At 69.5% G+C, this 15,269-nt stretch carries 14 protein-coding genes; 11 read left to right on the top strand and 3 right to left on the bottom strand.

The genetic code is table 11. From position 1 onward, the window contains the following. Window positions 1-31: 31 nt before the first annotated feature. Window positions 32-517: a ubiquinone anaerobic biosynthesis accessory factor UbiT gene (gene ubiT, locus C9F13_RS11375; protein ID WP_108446371.1), complete on the bottom strand. Its 486-nt coding sequence runs from the start codon at window positions 515-517 to the stop codon at window positions 32-34. A 568-nt stretch (window positions 518-1,085) separates the two neighbouring features. On the opposite strand from ubiT, the gene gdhA reads away from it, so the two are divergent. Then, window positions 1,086-2,438, top strand: coding sequence for an NADP-specific glutamate dehydrogenase (gdhA, locus tag C9F13_RS11370; RefSeq protein ID WP_108446370.1), 1,353 nt, complete (start codon window positions 1,086-1,088; stop codon window positions 2,436-2,438). Between the two features lie 95 nt (window positions 2,439-2,533). On the opposite strand, the gene hemN is transcribed toward gdhA, so the two are convergent. Both hemN and C9F13_RS11360 read right to left on the bottom strand, forming a co-directional pair. Then, window positions 2,534-3,919, bottom strand: coding sequence for an oxygen-independent coproporphyrinogen III oxidase (gene hemN / locus C9F13_RS11365; RefSeq protein ID WP_108446369.1), 1,386 nt, complete (start codon window positions 3,917-3,919; stop codon window positions 2,534-2,536). Window positions 3,920-4,033: 114 nt separating this feature from the next. Further along, the gene (locus C9F13_RS11360; protein ID WP_108446368.1) at window positions 4,034-5,224 is read right to left on the bottom strand and encodes an NnrS family protein; all 1,191 of its coding nucleotides are present in this window, start codon (window positions 5,222-5,224) and stop codon (window positions 4,034-4,036) included. Window positions 5,225-5,383: 159 nt separating this feature from the next. Between C9F13_RS11360 and C9F13_RS11355 the strand changes: the two genes are divergently transcribed. From C9F13_RS11355 to C9F13_RS11310, 10 genes are all read left to right on the top strand, one after another. Next, window positions 5,384-5,836: an RrF2 family transcriptional regulator gene (locus C9F13_RS11355; RefSeq protein ID WP_108446367.1), complete on the top strand. Its 453-nt coding sequence runs from the start codon at window positions 5,384-5,386 to the stop codon at window positions 5,834-5,836. A 188-nt stretch (window positions 5,837-6,024) separates the two neighbouring features. After that, window positions 6,025-6,342 carry a c-type cytochrome gene (locus C9F13_RS11350; protein WP_108446366.1) on the top strand — a complete coding sequence of 106 codons (318 nt, stop codon included), beginning with the start codon at window positions 6,025-6,027 and terminating at the stop codon, window positions 6,340-6,342. An 89-nt stretch (window positions 6,343-6,431) separates the two neighbouring features. Continuing rightward, the gene (gene nosR / locus C9F13_RS11345; protein ID WP_108446365.1) at window positions 6,432-8,570 is read left to right on the top strand and encodes a transcriptional regulator NosR; all 2,139 of its coding nucleotides are present in this window, start codon (window positions 6,432-6,434) and stop codon (window positions 8,568-8,570) included. Window positions 8,571-8,574: 4 nt separating this feature from the next. Next, window positions 8,575-10,449, top strand: coding sequence for a TAT-dependent nitrous-oxide reductase (gene nosZ / locus C9F13_RS11340; protein ID WP_108446364.1), 1,875 nt, complete (start codon window positions 8,575-8,577; stop codon window positions 10,447-10,449). A gap of 59 nt (window positions 10,450-10,508) precedes the next feature. Then, window positions 10,509-11,855: a nitrous oxide reductase family maturation protein NosD gene (locus C9F13_RS11335; RefSeq protein WP_108446363.1), complete on the top strand. Its 1,347-nt coding sequence runs from the start codon at window positions 10,509-10,511 to the stop codon at window positions 11,853-11,855. After that, entirely contained in the window at window positions 11,852-12,787 is a 936-nt protein-coding gene (locus C9F13_RS11330; protein WP_108446362.1) for an ABC transporter ATP-binding protein, read from the top strand. Before C9F13_RS11335 ends, C9F13_RS11330 begins: the two co-directional genes overlap by 4 nt. Then, the gene (locus C9F13_RS11325; protein WP_108446361.1) at window positions 12,784-13,608 is read left to right on the top strand and encodes an ABC transporter permease; all 825 of its coding nucleotides are present in this window, start codon (window positions 12,784-12,786) and stop codon (window positions 13,606-13,608) included. The genes C9F13_RS11330 and C9F13_RS11325 overlap by 4 nt, the downstream gene beginning before the upstream one ends. A 28-nt stretch (window positions 13,609-13,636) precedes the next feature. Then, window positions 13,637-14,173: a nitrous oxide reductase accessory protein NosL gene (locus C9F13_RS11320; RefSeq protein WP_211310948.1), complete on the top strand. Its 537-nt coding sequence runs from the start codon at window positions 13,637-13,639 to the stop codon at window positions 14,171-14,173. Window positions 14,174-14,261: 88 nt separating this feature from the next. Further along, window positions 14,262-14,858 carry a hypothetical protein gene (locus C9F13_RS11315; protein WP_108446359.1) on the top strand — a complete coding sequence of 199 codons (597 nt, stop codon included), beginning with the start codon at window positions 14,262-14,264 and terminating at the stop codon, window positions 14,856-14,858. 11 nt (window positions 14,859-14,869) lie between these two features. Then, a complete protein-coding gene (locus tag C9F13_RS11310) occupies window positions 14,870-15,235 on the top strand; it encodes a DUF6164 family protein (protein WP_108446358.1) in 366 nt (121 codons plus the stop codon). Window positions 15,236-15,269 lie beyond the last annotated feature (34 nt).

Here is a 15,269-nt window from a genome sequence, read left to right as displayed (position 1 = left end):
ATCGGTATCGAGAGAAACGCGGGGCAACGGGTCAGCGATCGCGCGCCGTCAGGCGCTCCAGGCGCAGCAGCCACTCGCCGAGGCGCCCCTGGGCGAGGCCCTCCTCGCGCCCGTCGAGCAGGTTCTTGACCGTCAGGCCAAGCTCGGTGTCGCCCTCGATCAGCAGGCGACGCTGGAAGAACAGGCTGTCGGGATCCTCGCGCCGGGTGGCGAGGCACAGGAACTCGCGCCAGCCGCCGCGGATGGTCGCCTCGCCGGGCTCGCCACAGAGCACCAGGCGCTGCGCCTCGAGGCTCAGCGTCAGCGTCACGCCGAGATCCTCGACGGTGAGGCTGATGCGGCGCCCCTCCAGGGCATCGAACTCGCCCTCGGCGAGCGGCTCGGCGAAGGTGCGGTTGAGCAGCGGCTCCACCAGCCGGCGCTTGACGCCCATCGGCACCCGGGGGTCCAGGGCGCGGATCACACGGCTCGGGGCGGGCGGGCGCAAAAGCGACAGCGACGGATGGGGCAGAGACATGCGGCTTCTCCTGATGACGTCGGGGCGGCGGGGGCCGCCGGAGCGCTCATCCTAGGGGGCATCTAAACCGCCTGCACTGACGTGCGTCAAGGCGTCGCCAGCGGCGCGTTCCCCGAGGGCTGCGTACCATATATAGACCATCGAAAAGACTCAAGCACTAGATGTGTGCGCACGACCTCAACGCAGCCGCTCACGCCGCGGCGCCTTGCGGGACGCTAGAGCCCCCTCGCGGCGCCCCCTGACGGCGGCCGACGCCGGGCCGGCGCCGCCCCCTCGCGATCTCCCTTCGAGAAGCCCTCGGCGCCATGCCGAACGCCTCCTCGCTCCCCCCTCGCCTCCCCCGGGGAGCCCCGGCGGCGTCACGCCCCGTCCGACGCGGATCGTCTATCGTTGATACATGATTTATTAGATAAGCTAAATGCTCTAACTTGGTGCATAGATTTTTGCGCTTTTAAAGGAATTTCGCGTCAATACTATGTCTAATCTCCGCATGGCCTATGCACTTGCTGCATAATGGTGCATGCCTTACAGTGCGTGGAATTGTTTTCCACCGCACAGGACGCGCCCCATGCCCTACGTTCACGACACCCTCGAGGCCCTGCGCAAGAGCAGCCCGGCCCAGACCGAGTTCTACCAAGCCGCCGAGGAGGTGCTGGAGTGCCTGCGCCCGCTCTTCGAGCGCAGCCCCCACTACCTCGACCACAGCATCATCGAGCGCATCGTCGAGCCCGAGCGGCAGATCATGTTCCGCGTCTGCTGGACCGACGACGCCGGCCGGGTGCAGGTCAACAAGGGCTATCGCATCCAGTTCAACTCGGCCCTCGGCCCCTACAAGGGCGGGCTGCGCTTCCACCCCAGCGTGACCTCGGGGACCATCAAGTTCCTGGGCTTCGAGCAGATCTTCAAGAACGCCCTCACCGGCCTGCCGATCGGCGGCGGCAAGGGCGGCTCGGACTTCGATCCCAAGGGGCGCTCGGACGGCGAGATCATGCGCTTCTGCCAGGCCTTCATGAGCGAGCTCTACCGCCATATCGGCCCGACCACCGACGTGCCGGCTGGCGACATCGGCGTGGGGGCGCGCGAGATCGGCTTCCTCTACGGCCAGTACAAGCGCCTGACCGGCCGCTACGAGGGGGTGCTGACCGGCAAGGGCCTCGACTGGGGCGGGTCCATCGGGCGTAAGGAGGCCACCGGCTACGGCGCCGTCTACTTCGCCGAGAACATGCTCGCGGCCCGCGGCGAGACCCTCGCCGGCAAGACCTGCCTGGTCTCCGGCGCCGGCAACGTGGCCATCTACACCATCGAGAAGCTCCAGGAACTCGGCGCGACCCCCGTCAGCTGCTCCGACTCCCGCGGCACCCTGCACGACCCGAACGGCATCGACCTGGCGCTGCTGCGCGAACTCAAGGAGGTTCAGCGCACCTCGCTCGAGGCCTACCTGGCCCAGCACCCCGGGGCGCGCTACATCCCGGCGGGGGACTACCCGGCCGACGGCCACGCGGTGTGGCGCCTCGAGGGCGAGGTCGCCTTCCCCTGCGCCACCCAGAACGAGCTGACCGAGGCCGACGCCGAGACGCTGCTGGGCAACGGCGTGACCTGCATCAGCGAGGGCGCCAACATGCCCTCCACCGCCGCGGCCGTGGACCGCTTCCTGGCGGCGAAGATCGCCTACGGCCCCGGCAAGGCGGCCAACGCCGGCGGCGTGGCGACCAGCCAGCTGGAGATGGCGCAGAACAGCAGCATGGAGCAGTGGCCGCTGGAGAAGGTCGACGCCAAGCTCAAGGCGATCATGGCCAACATCCACCGGCAGTGCGCCGAGACCGCCGCCGAGTTCGACGACCCCACCAACCTGGTGCTGGGCGCCAACATCGCCGGCTTCCGCAAGGTCGCCGACGCCATGATCGAGCAGGGCGTCTGCTGAGGCGATCGCCAGGCCACAAGAGCACTGCGGCGCCCCGAGGGGCGCCGCAGTGCGTTGGGCGAGAGGACGTGTGCCGGGCGGCGATGGCCGCCGGCTCAGACGGTGCGCGAGTAGCGCCCGGTGCTGTGGCTCAGGTAGGCGTCGAAGGCCATGGCGGCGTTGCGCATCATCAGCCGCCCGGCGGGCAGCACCTCGAGGGCGGTGTCGGAGATCGCCAGCAGGCCGTCGTCGACCATCTCCTCGAGTTCCTCGAGGGCCTCGGCGAAGGTGTCGCGGAAGACGATGCCGTGGGCCGCCTCGATCGCGGCGAAGTCGATGCGGCCGTGGCACATCAGGGCATTGATCACGTCGCGGCGCAGCACGTCGTCGGCGTTGAGGCGGTAGCCGCGCATCACCGGCAGCCGCCCCGCCTCGAGGCGCGCCTGGTACTGGGCGGTCTCCTTGACGTTCTGGCTGTAGCTGTCGCCGACCTTGCCGATGGCGGTGTTGCCGAGGCCAATCAGGTCGCAGTCGGCATGGGTGGAGTAGCCCTGGAAGTTGCGCTGCAGGGTGCCGTTCTCCCTGGCCAGCGAGAGCTCGTCCTCGGGCAGGGCGAAGTGATCCATGCCGATGTAGACGTAGCCCGCCGCGGTGAGGCGGCGGATGATCAGTTCCAGCAGCTCGATCTTGCGCTCCGGCGGCGGCATGTCCTCGGGGCGGATCATCCGCTGCGCCTTGAACAGCTCCGGCAGGTGGGCATAGCTGTAGGTGGCGATGCGGTCCGGGCGCAGGGCGATGATCTTGGAAAGGGTCTCGTCGAAGCTCGCCACGGTCTGCAGCGGCAGGCCGTAGATCAGGTCGACGCTCACCGACTTGAAGCCCGCCTCGCGGGCCGCCGCCACCAGCGCCAGCACCTGCTCCTCGCTCTGCAGGCGGTTGACCGCCTCCTGCACCCGGGTATCGAAGTCCTGCACGCCGAAGCTCAGGCGATTGAAGCCCAGGGCGCGCAGCTCATGGATCTGCGCGGGGGTCACGGTGCGCGGATCCACCTCCAGCGAGAACTCCCGCGCCTCGGGCTCGGCGAAGTGGAAGGCCGCGTCCAGCGCCGCCATCAGCTCGCCGAGCTGGTCGTTGTCGAGGTAGGTCGGGGTGCCGCCACCGAGGTGCAGCTGCGTCATGCGCCGCGACTCGTCGAACAGCGCCCCCTGCAGCGCGATCTCCCGCTTGAGCCAGGCCAGGTACTCCGCCGCGCGCTCGCGGTTGTGAGTGATGATCTTGTTGCAGGCGCAGTAGTAGCAGAGGCTCTCGCAGAAGGGGATATGCACGTAGGCCGAGAGCGGCTTGGGCGTCTCGGCCGCGTTGCTGCGCTCGGCCGCGGCCCGGTAGTCATCCTCGGCGAAGGCCGCCTGGAACTGCGGCGCCGTGGGATAGGAGGTGTAGCGCGGACCGGGGCGATCGTACTTCTCGACCAGGGGGCGGATGAACGGCAGGGTATCTTGCATGAGCGAATCGAGCCTCTTGAACCGAAGGGCGGCGGCCGCGGCCGTCACCGTTGGACGAATTATGCCAGTCGCGACCGGGCCCGTCGGTACCCTCGAAGGGGTAGCTGACCCAGATCAAGTTCCCACCGTCGCGGCGCGTGCCGCGGTGCGCCGGGCCGCGCGGCGAGCCCAGTGGCGCAGCCGCCAGGCCACCAGCAGCCAGGCCAGGCTCCAGCAGCCGGCCGCGCCCCATAGCAGGAGGTGCCAGCCGCTTGCCCACAGGGGCATGACGAGCCGCAGCCCGGCCGCCAGGGCGAACAGCGCCGCCAGGACCGCCAGCCACGGCTCGTCGGCGGGGTGTCCACTGGCCCTCAGGATGGCCTGGCGCAGCATGATGCCGCTGGCCAGGGTGCCGAGCGCCCCGACCGTCACGGCATGCAGCCGAGCCGCCGGCGCGATGCCGGCCAGCAGATCGGCCGCCACCAGCCAGGCCCCCACGCCCAGCCAGGCGTAACCCAGCAGCAGTGCCAGCAGGTCGGGACGGCCTCGCAGCCGCCAGGGCGCCCAGCGCCCCAGGCGCACCAGGATCATCAGGCCCGCCAGGGCGAGCAAGGCGCCGGCCAGCGGCCACAGTGCGCGCTGAGTGACGGTGAGGCCGACGGCCACCAGCAGGCCCAGCAGGGCGGCTTCCAGCCGCGGCTGCACGCCGCGCCCGGCCACCCGGAATCGGGCCATCAGGTGGCCATTGACCGCTGGGGCGATCCCCCGCCCGCCCATGAAGACCATCAGCAACAGCAGCCAGAGCACGCCCTGGTGGAGCAGGGGCGAAAGCAGCTCCGGGGCAAGCGCGCGTGCCGCGAGGCTGGCCACGGCCAGCAGGCAAAGCAGCCCCAGCAGCGGGGAGAGCAGGCGGTTGCGCCACTTCTTCGCGGCCAGAAAGCTCGGCACCACCCCCGCGGCCAGCAGCAGGGCGAAGGCCGCATCGGCCAGCAGCGCCGGCAAGGCCACCGGCAGCGCCAGCCCCCCGAGGCGCCCGACCAGCCACAGCCCCGCCATCAGCGTCAGGCGCCGCGCGGGCAGGGGCCCCAGCAGGTAGCCGGCGATCACCGCCAGGGCGAAACCGAACAGCAGCTCCCGCCCATGGGCGGCCGGGGTGGCCAGCCCGGCGAGCCAGTCCGTCCCGGTCACCATCGCCGCCAGCGACAGCGGCAGCGCCAGCGCCGCCTGCAGGGCGGCGAGAGGAAAGAACAGCGACCAGGCGGGGCGCCGGTCGAGACTGCCGGCGTCCGACGATGGCCCCAGCGCCTTGACAGGAGGCGATAACATGCACGTAAATTACATCTTAAGACGAGCCTTGCCAATGCCGCCCTGGCGGTCGCCCGTGACCGAATGCCGCCGCGCGGCGGGGCGGATTGGCATAATGATAGAATGGCGCGCTTCGATACCCATTCTGCCCATCAAGGCGCCCCGAGCGCCGGGATTGCCATGCACCTGACCCGTTTCACCGACTATTCGCTGCGCGTACTGCTCTACCTGGCCGTCAAGGGCGAGGAGCGCTCGACCATCAACGAGATCGCCGAGCGCTTCGAGATCTCGCGCAACCACCTGATGAAGGTGGTGCAGGACCTCAACCACCAGGGCTATCTCACCGCCATCCGCGGCAAGAACGGCGGCCTGGTCCTCAAGCGCCGCCCCGAGGACATTCCGCTGGGCGAGCTGGTGCGCGCCACCGAGCGCGACCTCGTGCTCGTCGAGTGCTTCGGCGACAGCAACGAGTGCGTGATCACCCCCGCCTGTCGGCTCAAGCCGATCCTGGCCGAGGCCCTCGCCGCCTTTCTCGCCGTGCTCGACCGCTACACCCTGGCCGACCTGCTCGGCCCCCAGCGCCCCTCGCTGGTGCGGCTGCTGCAGCTCGACGATCCTGCACCGGACGCCTGAGACGACGCCCGTCCCTCGCCTGCATTAGCGCCTCCTTTGCCTTCCGCGCTGCACGGGCTAGGCTGAACATGATGCACGTCAAGCCAGACCCCAATGGCAGCTGGCATCATCAAAATGACTCGCCTGACGCGGCGTTCGACCGAGGCAGGCTTTTTTTGACAGATAAAGATGCATTTTGGAGGTACGTTATGAAGTCATTGATCGCTGTGGCCCTGCTGGGCAGCGCCTTCCTCGCCCTGGACGCCCAGGCCGCCGGTGATGCCGCCGCCGGAGAGGGCAAAGTCGCCGCCTGCGCCGCCTGCCACGGCACCGACGGCCAGGCCACCGCTCCCATCTATCCGAACCTCGCCGGTCAGAACGCCGAGTACCTCGTGAGCGCCCTCAAGGCCTACCGGGCCGGCGAGCGCGGCGGCGGCATGTCCGCGATGATGACGCCGCAGGCCCAGGCGCTCTCGGACGAGGATATCGCCGATATCGCCGCCTACTACGCCAGCCTCACGCCCTGAGCCCCCCGGCCGGCCGTCGGGCCGGCCGACCGACTGACTGAAGGGCGGCCTGCCCGCCCTTCCCGTGCGCTTTTCCTCCGGGTGCCGCCATGTCGATACGCCACAGGATCGCAGCCCGCTGGCTCGGTCTGATACTCGCTCTTGGCCTTTTATTGCTCTCCTCGTCGCTGCAGGCCCTGGAGCTTGAGCAGGTGCGCGAGGGGTTCCCGGAGAGTGACCGGCTCGAGGCCGCCGAGTCCCAATGGCCGGTAAGCGAGGTCTACGCCGGGGATGCGCTCGTCGGCTATGCCTTCGAGAGCGTCGACGTGGCACCGATCCCGGCCTATTCGGGCAAGCCGGTCAATCTGCTGGTGGGCATCGACCTCGAGGGACGCATCGTCCAGGCCGACATCCTCGGCCACGAGGAACCCATCATGCTGGTGGGCATCCCCGAGTCGAAGCTCGAGGGCTTCGCCGACGAGCACGTGCCCGCCCACGTCAACGATCGCCTCAAGATCGGCGAGGAACTGGACGCCATCTCCGGCGCCACCGTCACCGTCATCGTCGTCAGCGACACCATCACCCGGGCCGCCCGGCGGGTCGCCGCGGAGCAGGGGCTGATCGCCGACCCGTCCGCCGCCCCGCCGGCGCGGGTCCTGACGGAGCGCTTCGAACCCGCCGACTGGCAGACGCTCACCGGCGACGGCACCATCCGCCGCCTGCACCTGACCCACGGCGAGGTCGACGCCGCCTTCGCTGGCAGCCCCGCCGAGGACTACCTGCATACCCCGCAGCCGGCCGATCGGACCTTCATCGAACTCTTCACCACCTACCTGAACCCGCCTACGGCCGGTCGCAACCTGCTGGGCGAGACCGAGTACGCTCAGCTGATGGCCGAACTGGACGAGGGCGAGCACGCCATCGCGGTCATGGGCCGCGGCGACTACTCCTTCAAGGGCTCGGGCTACGTGCGCGGCGGCATCTTCGATCGCATCGAACTCACCCAGGGCAACACCACGGTCAGCTTTCACGACCGCGACCATATCCGCCTGGGCCGGCTGGCCATCGACGGCGCCCCCGAGTTCACCGAGCGCGACATCTTCATCGTCCGCGACAAGGCCGCCTTCGACCCCGGCCGGCCCTGGCAGCTGGAGCTGCTGGTGCGCCGCGCCTCCGGCCCCCTGGATACCGAGTTCCGCCGCTTCAGCGCCGACTACAGCGTCCCCGAGGCCTACATCGAGCGTCCCGAGCCGCCGGTGGAGGAGCCGATCTGGGTCCAGGTCTGGCGCGACAAGGCGTTCCAGATCGCTGTGCTGGCTGCCGGCCTCATCGTGCTGACGATCGTCATGCTGTTCCAGGACGTGCTGGCGCGCCACCCGCGGATCCTGCGCCCGCTGCGCCTGGGCTTTCTGGTCTACACCCTGGTGTTCATCGGCTGGTACTCCCTGGCCCAGCTCTCGGTGGTCAACGTCCTGACCTTCACCAATTCGCTGATCAGCGGCTTCAGCTGGGGCTCCTTCCTGATCGACCCGATGATGTTCATCCTCTGGTCCTTCGTGGCGGTCAGCCTGCTGCTGTGGGGGCGCGGCGTCTTCTGCGGCTGGCTGTGCCCCTTCGGAGCGCTGCAGGACCTGGTCAACAAGGCCGCCCGCAGGCTGGGCGTGAAGCAGATCGAGGTGCCCTTCGCTCTCCACGAGCGCCTCTGGGCGGTGAAGTACATCCTCCTGCTGGGACTGTTCGCGGTCTCGCTGCACTCGCTCGGAACCGCCGAGCGCTACGCCGAGGTGGAGCCGTTCAAGACCGCCATCACCCTGCGCTTCCAGCGCGAGTGGGGCTACCTGCTCTATGCCCTGGCACTGGTGGCGATCTCGGCCTTCAACCACAAGTTCTACTGTCGCTACGTCTGCCCGCTGGGCGCCGGCCTGGCCATCCCCGCCCGCCTGCGCCTGTTCGACTGGTTGAAGCGGCACCGCAATGACTGCGGCAGCCCGTGCCAGATCTGCGCCAACGAATGCGAAGTGGCCGCCATCCACCCCGACGGCCACATCAATGCCAACGAGTGTCACTACTGTCTCGACTGCCAGATCACCTACCACGACGACCAGCGCTGCCCGCCGATGATCAAGCGCCGCAAGCGCTATGAGAAGGCGTCACGCCTGGCCGCGGGCAAGGGCGGCGTCGAGTCCCATGACCCCGGCACCGCCGGAGACCGCAAGCTGCAGCGAATCCCGACTCTCCAGGAGGAGTGAAACCATGGTAGACAAGAAGAAAGAGATCGAAAGCCTCGGCCGCCGCCACTTCCTGCGCAACAGCGCGGTGACCGGCGTCGCCGGCGCCGGGCTCGCCGGCGGCTTCGGTGCCGGCGCGCTGATGAGCAGCCGCGAGGCGCGCGCCGCCGAGAACGGCGTCGAGATCGCCCCCGGCGAGCTCGACGAGTACTACGGCTTCTGGAGCGGTGGCCATCAGGGCGAGGTGCGGGTGCTGGGCATCCCCTCGATGCGCGAGCTGATGCGCATCCCGGTCTTCAACGTCGACAGCGCCACCGGCTGGGGCATCACCAACGAGTCGAAGCGCATCCTCGGCGACTCGTCGCGCTTCCTCAACGGCGACTGCCACCATCCGCACATCTCCATGACCGATGGCAGCTACGACGGCAAGTACCTGTTCATCAACGACAAGGCCAATACCCGCGTGGCCCGCATCCGTCTCGACATCATGAAGACGGACAAGATCACCAGCATTCCCAACGTCCAGGCGATCCACGGCCTGCGCCTGCAGAAGGTGCCGCACACCAAGTACGTGTTCGCCAACGCCGAGCTGCCGATCCCGCAGCTCAACGACGGCCGCGACCTGGAGAGTCCCGACAACTACTTCACCATGTTCAACGCCATCGATGCCGAGAGCATGGACGTGGCCTGGCAGGTGATCGTCGATGGCAACCTCGACAACACCGACGCCGACTACACCGGCCGCTTCGTGGCCTCGACCTGCTACAACTCCGAGAAGGGCATGACGCTGGCCGACACCATGCGCGCCGAGCGCGACTGGGTGGTGGTATTCGACGTCGAGGCGATCGAGGCCGCGGTGGCCGCCGGCGAGTTCGAGACCCTGGGCGACAGCGAGGTGCCGGTCCTCGACGGCCGCCACGGCTCCAAGCTGACCCGCTACATTCCGGTGCCCAAGAACCCCCACGGCCTCAACACCTCGCCGGACGGGAAGTACTTCATCGCCAACGGCAAGCTCTCGCCGACCGTCTCGATCATCGCCATCGACAAGCTCCCCGCGCTGTTCGACGGCTCCATCGAGCCCCGCGACACCGTGGTCGGCGAGCCCGAGCTGGGCCTGGGGCCGCTGCACACCACCTACGACGGTCGCGGCAACGCCTACACCACGCTGTTCATCGACAGCCAGGTGGCCAAGTGGAACATCGAGGACGCCATCCGCGCCTACAACGGCGAGGAGGTCAACTACATCCGCCAGAAGCTCGACGTCCACTATCAGCCGGGCCACAACCATGCCAGCCTCACCGAGTCCAAGGACGCCGACGGCAAGTGGCTGGTGGTGCTCTCCAAGTTCTCCAAGGACCGCTTCCTGCCGGTGGGCCCGCTGCACCCGGAGAACGACCAGCTGATCGACATCTCCGGCGAGGAGATGAAGCTGGTCCACGACGGCCCCACCTTCGCCGAGCCCCATGACTGCATCCTGCTGCGCGCCGACCAGCTCAACCCGAGCCGGACCTGGACGCGTGACGATCCGTTCTTCGCCGAGACTCGCGCCATGGCCGAGGCGGACGGGGTCACCCTCGAGAGCGACAACAAGGTGATCCGCGACGGCAACCAGGTGCGGGTCTACATGACCTCGGTAGCCCCGCAGTTCGGCCTGACCGAGTTCAAGGTCAAGCAGGGCGACGAGGTGACCGTGACGGTCACCAACCTCGACCAGGTGGAGGACCTGACCCACGGCTTCGTGATGGTCAACCACGGCGCCTCGATGGAGATCGGCCCGCAGCAGACCTCCAGCGTCACCTTCACCGCCGACAAGCCCGGGGTGTACTGGTACTACTGCTCCTGGTTCTGCCATGCCATGCACATGGAGATGACCGGGCGCATGCTGGTCGAGAAGGCCTGATCGCGAGGCCTGATGACAAGGGGCCGGGAATTGCCCGGCCCCCTTTCCCGGAGAGACGCATGATCCGACGACAGACTCGCGTCGTCCCCCGACTCTTTCTCGTTGCCTGGCTGCTCGCGTGGCTGCCGGGCGACCTGCTGGCCGCCGTCTGGACGGCCAGCCCCGGCGAGCCGCTGCAGCCGCTCGTCGCACAGGCCAGCGACGGCGACCGCCTGCTGCTGCCCCAGGGGCGCTACCCCGGCCCCGTGATCATCGACCGTACCCTCACGCTCTCGGGCGAGCCGGGCGCGATCATCGACGGCGGCGGCGAGGGGCACGCCGTGGTGCTCGAGGCGCCGGACAGCGTGCTGGAGGGCCTCGCCATCGAGAACTGGGGGGCCAACCTGACCGACATGGACGCCGGCATCTTCGTCGAGGCAAGCGCCGCCGGCAGCGTGATACGCGACTCGCGCCTCACGGGCCCCGGCTTCGGCATCTGGCTGGATGCCGTGAGCGACGTGCAGGTCCTCGACAACGTGATCCGCGGCGACGCCGCGCTGCGCTCCCAGGATCGCGGCAACGGCATCCACCTGTTCAACGTCGCGGATGTCCGGGTGGAGGGCAACGACATCCGCCGCACCCGCGACGGCATCTACATCGACACCAGCCGCGACAGCCTGCTGCGCGACAATTACATGGCAGACCTGCGCTACGGCGTGCACTACATGTACGCCCACGACAACCGGCTGGTGAACAACGTTACCCAGGACACCCGCACGGGCTATGCGCTGATGCAGTCCAAGCGGTTGACGGTGATCGGCAACCGCTCGCAGGACGATCGCCACTACGGCATCCTGATGAACAACATCACCCACTCCACCCTGCGCGACAACCGCGTCAGCGGCATCCAGCAGCGCCGGGATGCCCAGGGCCAGGGGCTGGTCAGTGGCGGCGAGGGCAAGGCGCTGTTCGTCTACAACGCCCAGTACAACCGCTTCGAGGGCAACCGCTTCGCCGACAGCGACATCGGCATCCATCTCACCGCCGGCTCCGAGGACAACGCCGTGGTGGGCAACGCCTTCGTCGACAACCATCAGCAGGTGATGTACGTGGCCACTCGCCCCCAGGAGTGGTCCGAGGCGGGCCGGGGCAACTACTGGAGCAACTACCTGGGCTGGGACCTCGCCGGCGACGGCATCGGCGACACCCCCTTCGAGCCCAACGATGCCATGGACCGCCTGCTGTGGCGCTACCCGGTCGCCCGCCTGCTGATGCACAGCCCCGCGGTCCTGGCGCTGCGCTGGATACAGCGCCAGTTCCCGGTGTTCCGGCCCCAGGGGGTCAAGGACAGCGCCCCCCTGATGCGCGACCCCGACACGGCTGCCCTCGGCTTGACCCCACCCAACCTCGGAGACGCCGACGCATGACCGCGGTGATCGAATTTCACGGCGTGACCAAGCGCCACGGCGACCTGATCCGCCTCGACGCCCTCGACCTCTCGGTCAACGAGGGCGAGGTGCTGGCCCTGCTCGGCCACAACGGGGCCGGCAAGACCACCATCATGCACCTGATCCTCGGGCTGCTCTCGCCCAGTGCCGGACGCGTCTCGGTGCTCGGCGGCGCCCCGGACGGCGCCCATGCCGAGACCCTGCGCCGACGGCTGGGCTACCTGCCCGAGAACGTCAGCTTCTACGAGCAGCTCAGCGGCCGCGAGGTGCTGGACTACTTCGCCCGCCTCAAGCGCGTCGATCGCCGCCAGATCGACACCCTGCTCGAGCGGGTCGGCCTCGGCCCGGCCGCCGGCCGACGGGTGAAGACCTACTCCAAGGGCATGCGCCAGCGCCTGGGGCTGGCCCAGGCGCTGCTCGGCGAGCCGCGCCTGCTGCTGCTGGACGAGCCCACCACCGGGCTCGACCCCGCCGCCACCCGCGACTTCTACGACACGGTGCGCGAACTGCGTGAGCGGGGCTGCACGGTGCTGCTCTCGTCCCACATGCTGCCCGGGGTGGAACCCTACCTCGATCGCGCCCTGATCCTGGGCGCCGGGCGCCGCCTGGCGCTGGGCGACATGGAGGCCCTGCGCCGGCAGGCGGCGCTGCCGCTGACCATCCGCGCCTGGGGAGCCATGCACGACGACGACTGGCGGCACGGCTGGGAGGACCCGCGCATCGAGGCCCGCCCCGTCAACGGCCACGAGGTGACCCTCTCGGTGCCCGCCGATGCCAAGCTCGCCGTGCTGCGTCGCCTGACCGCCCTGCCCGAGGTGCAGGACATCGAGCTGCTGCCGCCGACCCTGGAACACCTCTACAGCCACTTCTCCGCCGGCCTCTCGCCCGCGCCACGAGGAGACGCCGAATGACCGCCATCCTGACCATCGCCGGCAAGGAGTTTCGCGACGGCCTGCGCAACCGCTGGGTGCTGGCCATCGCCCTGGTGCTGGCCCTGCTGGCCGTGGGCATCGCCTGGTTCGGGGCCGCGGCCAGCGGCGGCCTGGGCTTCACCTCGCTGGCCACGACCCTGGTCAGCCTGGCCACCCTGGCGGTGTTCCTGATCCCGCTGATCGCCCTGCTGCTGGCCTTTGACGCCGTGGTGGGCGAGCAGGAGGCCGGCACCCTGCTGCTGCTGCTCACCTACCCCATCAGTCGCACCTCGCTGCTGCTCGGCAAGTTCCTCGGCCACGGCCTGATCCTGGGCGCCGCGACGACGCTGGGCTTCGGTATCGCCGGGGCGGTGATCGCGCTGGCCGCCGATGGCGTGGCCCTCGCCGAGCTCGCTGCCGGCATGGGCCTGCTGATCGCCAGCAGCGTGCTGCTGGGCTGGGTCTTCATCGCCTTCGCCTACCTGATCAGTGTCTGCGTCACCGAGAAGGCGCGGGCCGCGGGGCTCGCCCTGGTGGTGTGGTTCCTCTTCGTGCTGGTCTTCGACCTGGGACTGCTGGCCCTGCTGGTCAGCGTCGAGCAGGGCGGTGACTGGCTGCCCTGGCTGCTGCTGCTCAACCCCATCGAGTGCTTCCGCCTGATCAACCTGGCCGGCGTCGAGGCGGCCCGCAGCTACATCGGCCTGACCGCCATCGCCGAAGGCGGCGCCTTCCGGCCCGCCGTGGTGGTGCCGATCCTGATGGCCTGGATCCTCGTCCCGCTGGGCCTGGCCCTGCTGCGCTTCCGCCACCGTTCGGCCTGAGGCCACCCCCATGCTCCGGAACCTTGCCATGCCCCGTGTCTGCCTCCTGCTGCCGCTGCTCCTCGTGCTGCTCACCGGATGCAGCGAGTCCGACCCCGAGGCCCTCGCCGCCCCGCTGCCCATCGAGGACGGCGACAGCTGTCACGTCTGCGGCATGCTGATCCAGGACTTCCCCGGCCCCAAGGGCGAGGCCTTCCTGAAGGGGCAGGAGACGCCGAGCAAGTTCTGCTCCACCCTGGAACTCTTCACCTTCCTCAAGCAGCCCGAGAACGAGACCCGGCTCTCCCACGCCTATGTCCACGACATCGGCAAGACGACCTGGGTGCAGCCCGCGGACGAAGCCTTCATACGGGCCAGCGAGGCCTGGTACGTGGTCGGCCACGAGCGCCGCGGCGCCATGGGCCACACCCTCGCCTCCTTCGCCGAACGCGGCGAGGCCGAGGCCTTCCGCGACGACCATGGCGGCCGGCTGGTGACCTATGAGGAGATCGACCTCGACCTGCTGGGACGCCTGGGGCGCGGCGAGCTGGGCGGGGCCGGGATGGACGCGCACACCGCCCACTGAGCGGGGCGCGCCGCCGACGGCGAAGCGCAGACAGCCCCGCCGCCGCGTGCTAGCCTCGGGCGCGTCCCGGTCCGAGGAAGCCCCTGCCATGCCCCGCCGTTCCCGTCTTGCCCCTTTCCTGCCGCTGTTCTCGACGCTGCTCCTGGCGGCGGGCCTGCTGCTGGCCGGCCCCGCCGCGGCCACGAACTACAACACCAGCGACGCCCGGGCCCATGGCGGCTGGCACTCCCTGGCCCTGTCGCTCGGCGAGGCGCGCCACTTCCGCGCCATCGACCAGCAGAGCTACAGCGACTCGATCTTCAGCGTCAACGCCAGCGCCGGGGCCTGCGACCTGCCCTGGCTGGAGCTTCGCGTGGAGCTCGACGACTACCAGCCCGAGAGCGCCACGGTGAATCGCGTGCCCGCCGACCTGCGCGTCGATCACGCGCCCATCCACAGCGGCGAAGCCGCCTTCGTCACCGAGCGCGGCGACCGCGGCTTCTACGTGCGCCTTGCGCTGCCCGGACTGGACCGGCTGCTCGAGGAGATGGCCGACGGCGAGCTGCTGCGCCTGCGCCTGATGCGCGGCGAGGACGATCCCTGGTACATGGCCTTCGCCCTGGCCGGGGCCGGCGAGGCGATCGCGCGCATGCGCCGCCTCTGCGCCCAGGCGCCCGTCCCGGGCGGCGACGGGCGCGATCACTGACGGAGGGCACGATGGCCAAACTGCTGTTTCACCTGGGCAACGTGCCCGACGAGGAGGCCGAGGCGGTGCGTCGCCTGCTCGACGAGCACGAGATCGCGACCTACGAGACCCGAGCCGGCTTCTGGGGGCTCGGCGTGGCGGCCATCTGGCTGCGCGACGAGGCCCAGCGCGAGCAGGCCCGGGCGCTGATCGACGCCTACCAGCAGACGCTCGGCGCGCGGGTGCGCGACGAGCAGGCGCGCCTCGCCGCCCGCGGCGAGGCGCCGACCCTGTGGCGGCGCCTTCGGCACCGGCCTCTTCGCACGCTGCTACTGGCCCTGCTGGCCGCCGGCGTGCTCGCCGTGTCGCTGCTGCCCTTTCTCTGGCTGCTCGGCTGAGCGCTGGCGATCCCACCACCCCCGGCTACTCGCC

Source organism: Halomonas denitrificans (genome assembly GCF_003056305.1).
Taxonomy (GTDB): Bacteria; Pseudomonadota; Gammaproteobacteria; order Pseudomonadales; family Halomonadaceae; genus Halomonas; species Halomonas denitrificans.
The sequence above is the reverse complement of the archived record's forward strand: the minus strand, read 5'-3'. Positions and strand labels throughout refer to the sequence as shown.

Excerpts from the sequence above, each read along its gene's own strand:
- ubiT (WP_108446371.1), bottom strand. The coding sequence starts at position 517 with ATGTCTCTGCCCCATCCGTCGCTGTCGCTTTTGCGCCCGCCCGCCCCG.
- gdhA (WP_108446370.1), top strand. The coding sequence starts at position 1,086 with ATGCCCTACGTTCACGACACCCTCGAGGCCCTGCGCAAGAGCAGCCCG.
- C9F13_RS11335 (WP_108446363.1), top strand. The coding sequence starts at position 10,509 with ATGATCCGACGACAGACTCGCGTCGTCCCCCGACTCTTTCTCGTTGCC.
- nosZ (WP_108446364.1), top strand. The coding sequence starts at position 8,575 with ATGGTAGACAAGAAGAAAGAGATCGAAAGCCTCGGCCGCCGCCACTTC.
- C9F13_RS11315 (WP_108446359.1), top strand. The coding sequence starts at position 14,262 with ATGCCCCGCCGTTCCCGTCTTGCCCCTTTCCTGCCGCTGTTCTCGACG.
- C9F13_RS11325 (WP_108446361.1), top strand. The coding sequence starts at position 12,784 with ATGACCGCCATCCTGACCATCGCCGGCAAGGAGTTTCGCGACGGCCTG.
- nosR (WP_108446365.1), top strand. The coding sequence starts at position 6,432 with ATGTCGATACGCCACAGGATCGCAGCCCGCTGGCTCGGTCTGATACTC.
- hemN (WP_108446369.1), bottom strand. The coding sequence starts at position 3,919 with ATGCAAGATACCCTGCCGTTCATCCGCCCCCTGGTCGAGAAGTACGAT.
- C9F13_RS11310 (WP_108446358.1), top strand. The coding sequence starts at position 14,870 with ATGGCCAAACTGCTGTTTCACCTGGGCAACGTGCCCGACGAGGAGGCC.
- C9F13_RS11350 (WP_108446366.1), top strand. The coding sequence starts at position 6,025 with ATGAAGTCATTGATCGCTGTGGCCCTGCTGGGCAGCGCCTTCCTCGCC.
- C9F13_RS11330 (WP_108446362.1), top strand. The coding sequence starts at position 11,852 with ATGACCGCGGTGATCGAATTTCACGGCGTGACCAAGCGCCACGGCGAC.
- C9F13_RS11320 (WP_211310948.1), top strand. The coding sequence starts at position 13,637 with ATGCCCCGTGTCTGCCTCCTGCTGCCGCTGCTCCTCGTGCTGCTCACC.
- C9F13_RS11355 (WP_108446367.1), top strand. The coding sequence starts at position 5,384 with ATGCACCTGACCCGTTTCACCGACTATTCGCTGCGCGTACTGCTCTAC.
- C9F13_RS11360 (WP_108446368.1), bottom strand. The coding sequence starts at position 5,224 with ATGTTATCGCCTCCTGTCAAGGCGCTGGGGCCATCGTCGGACGCCGGC.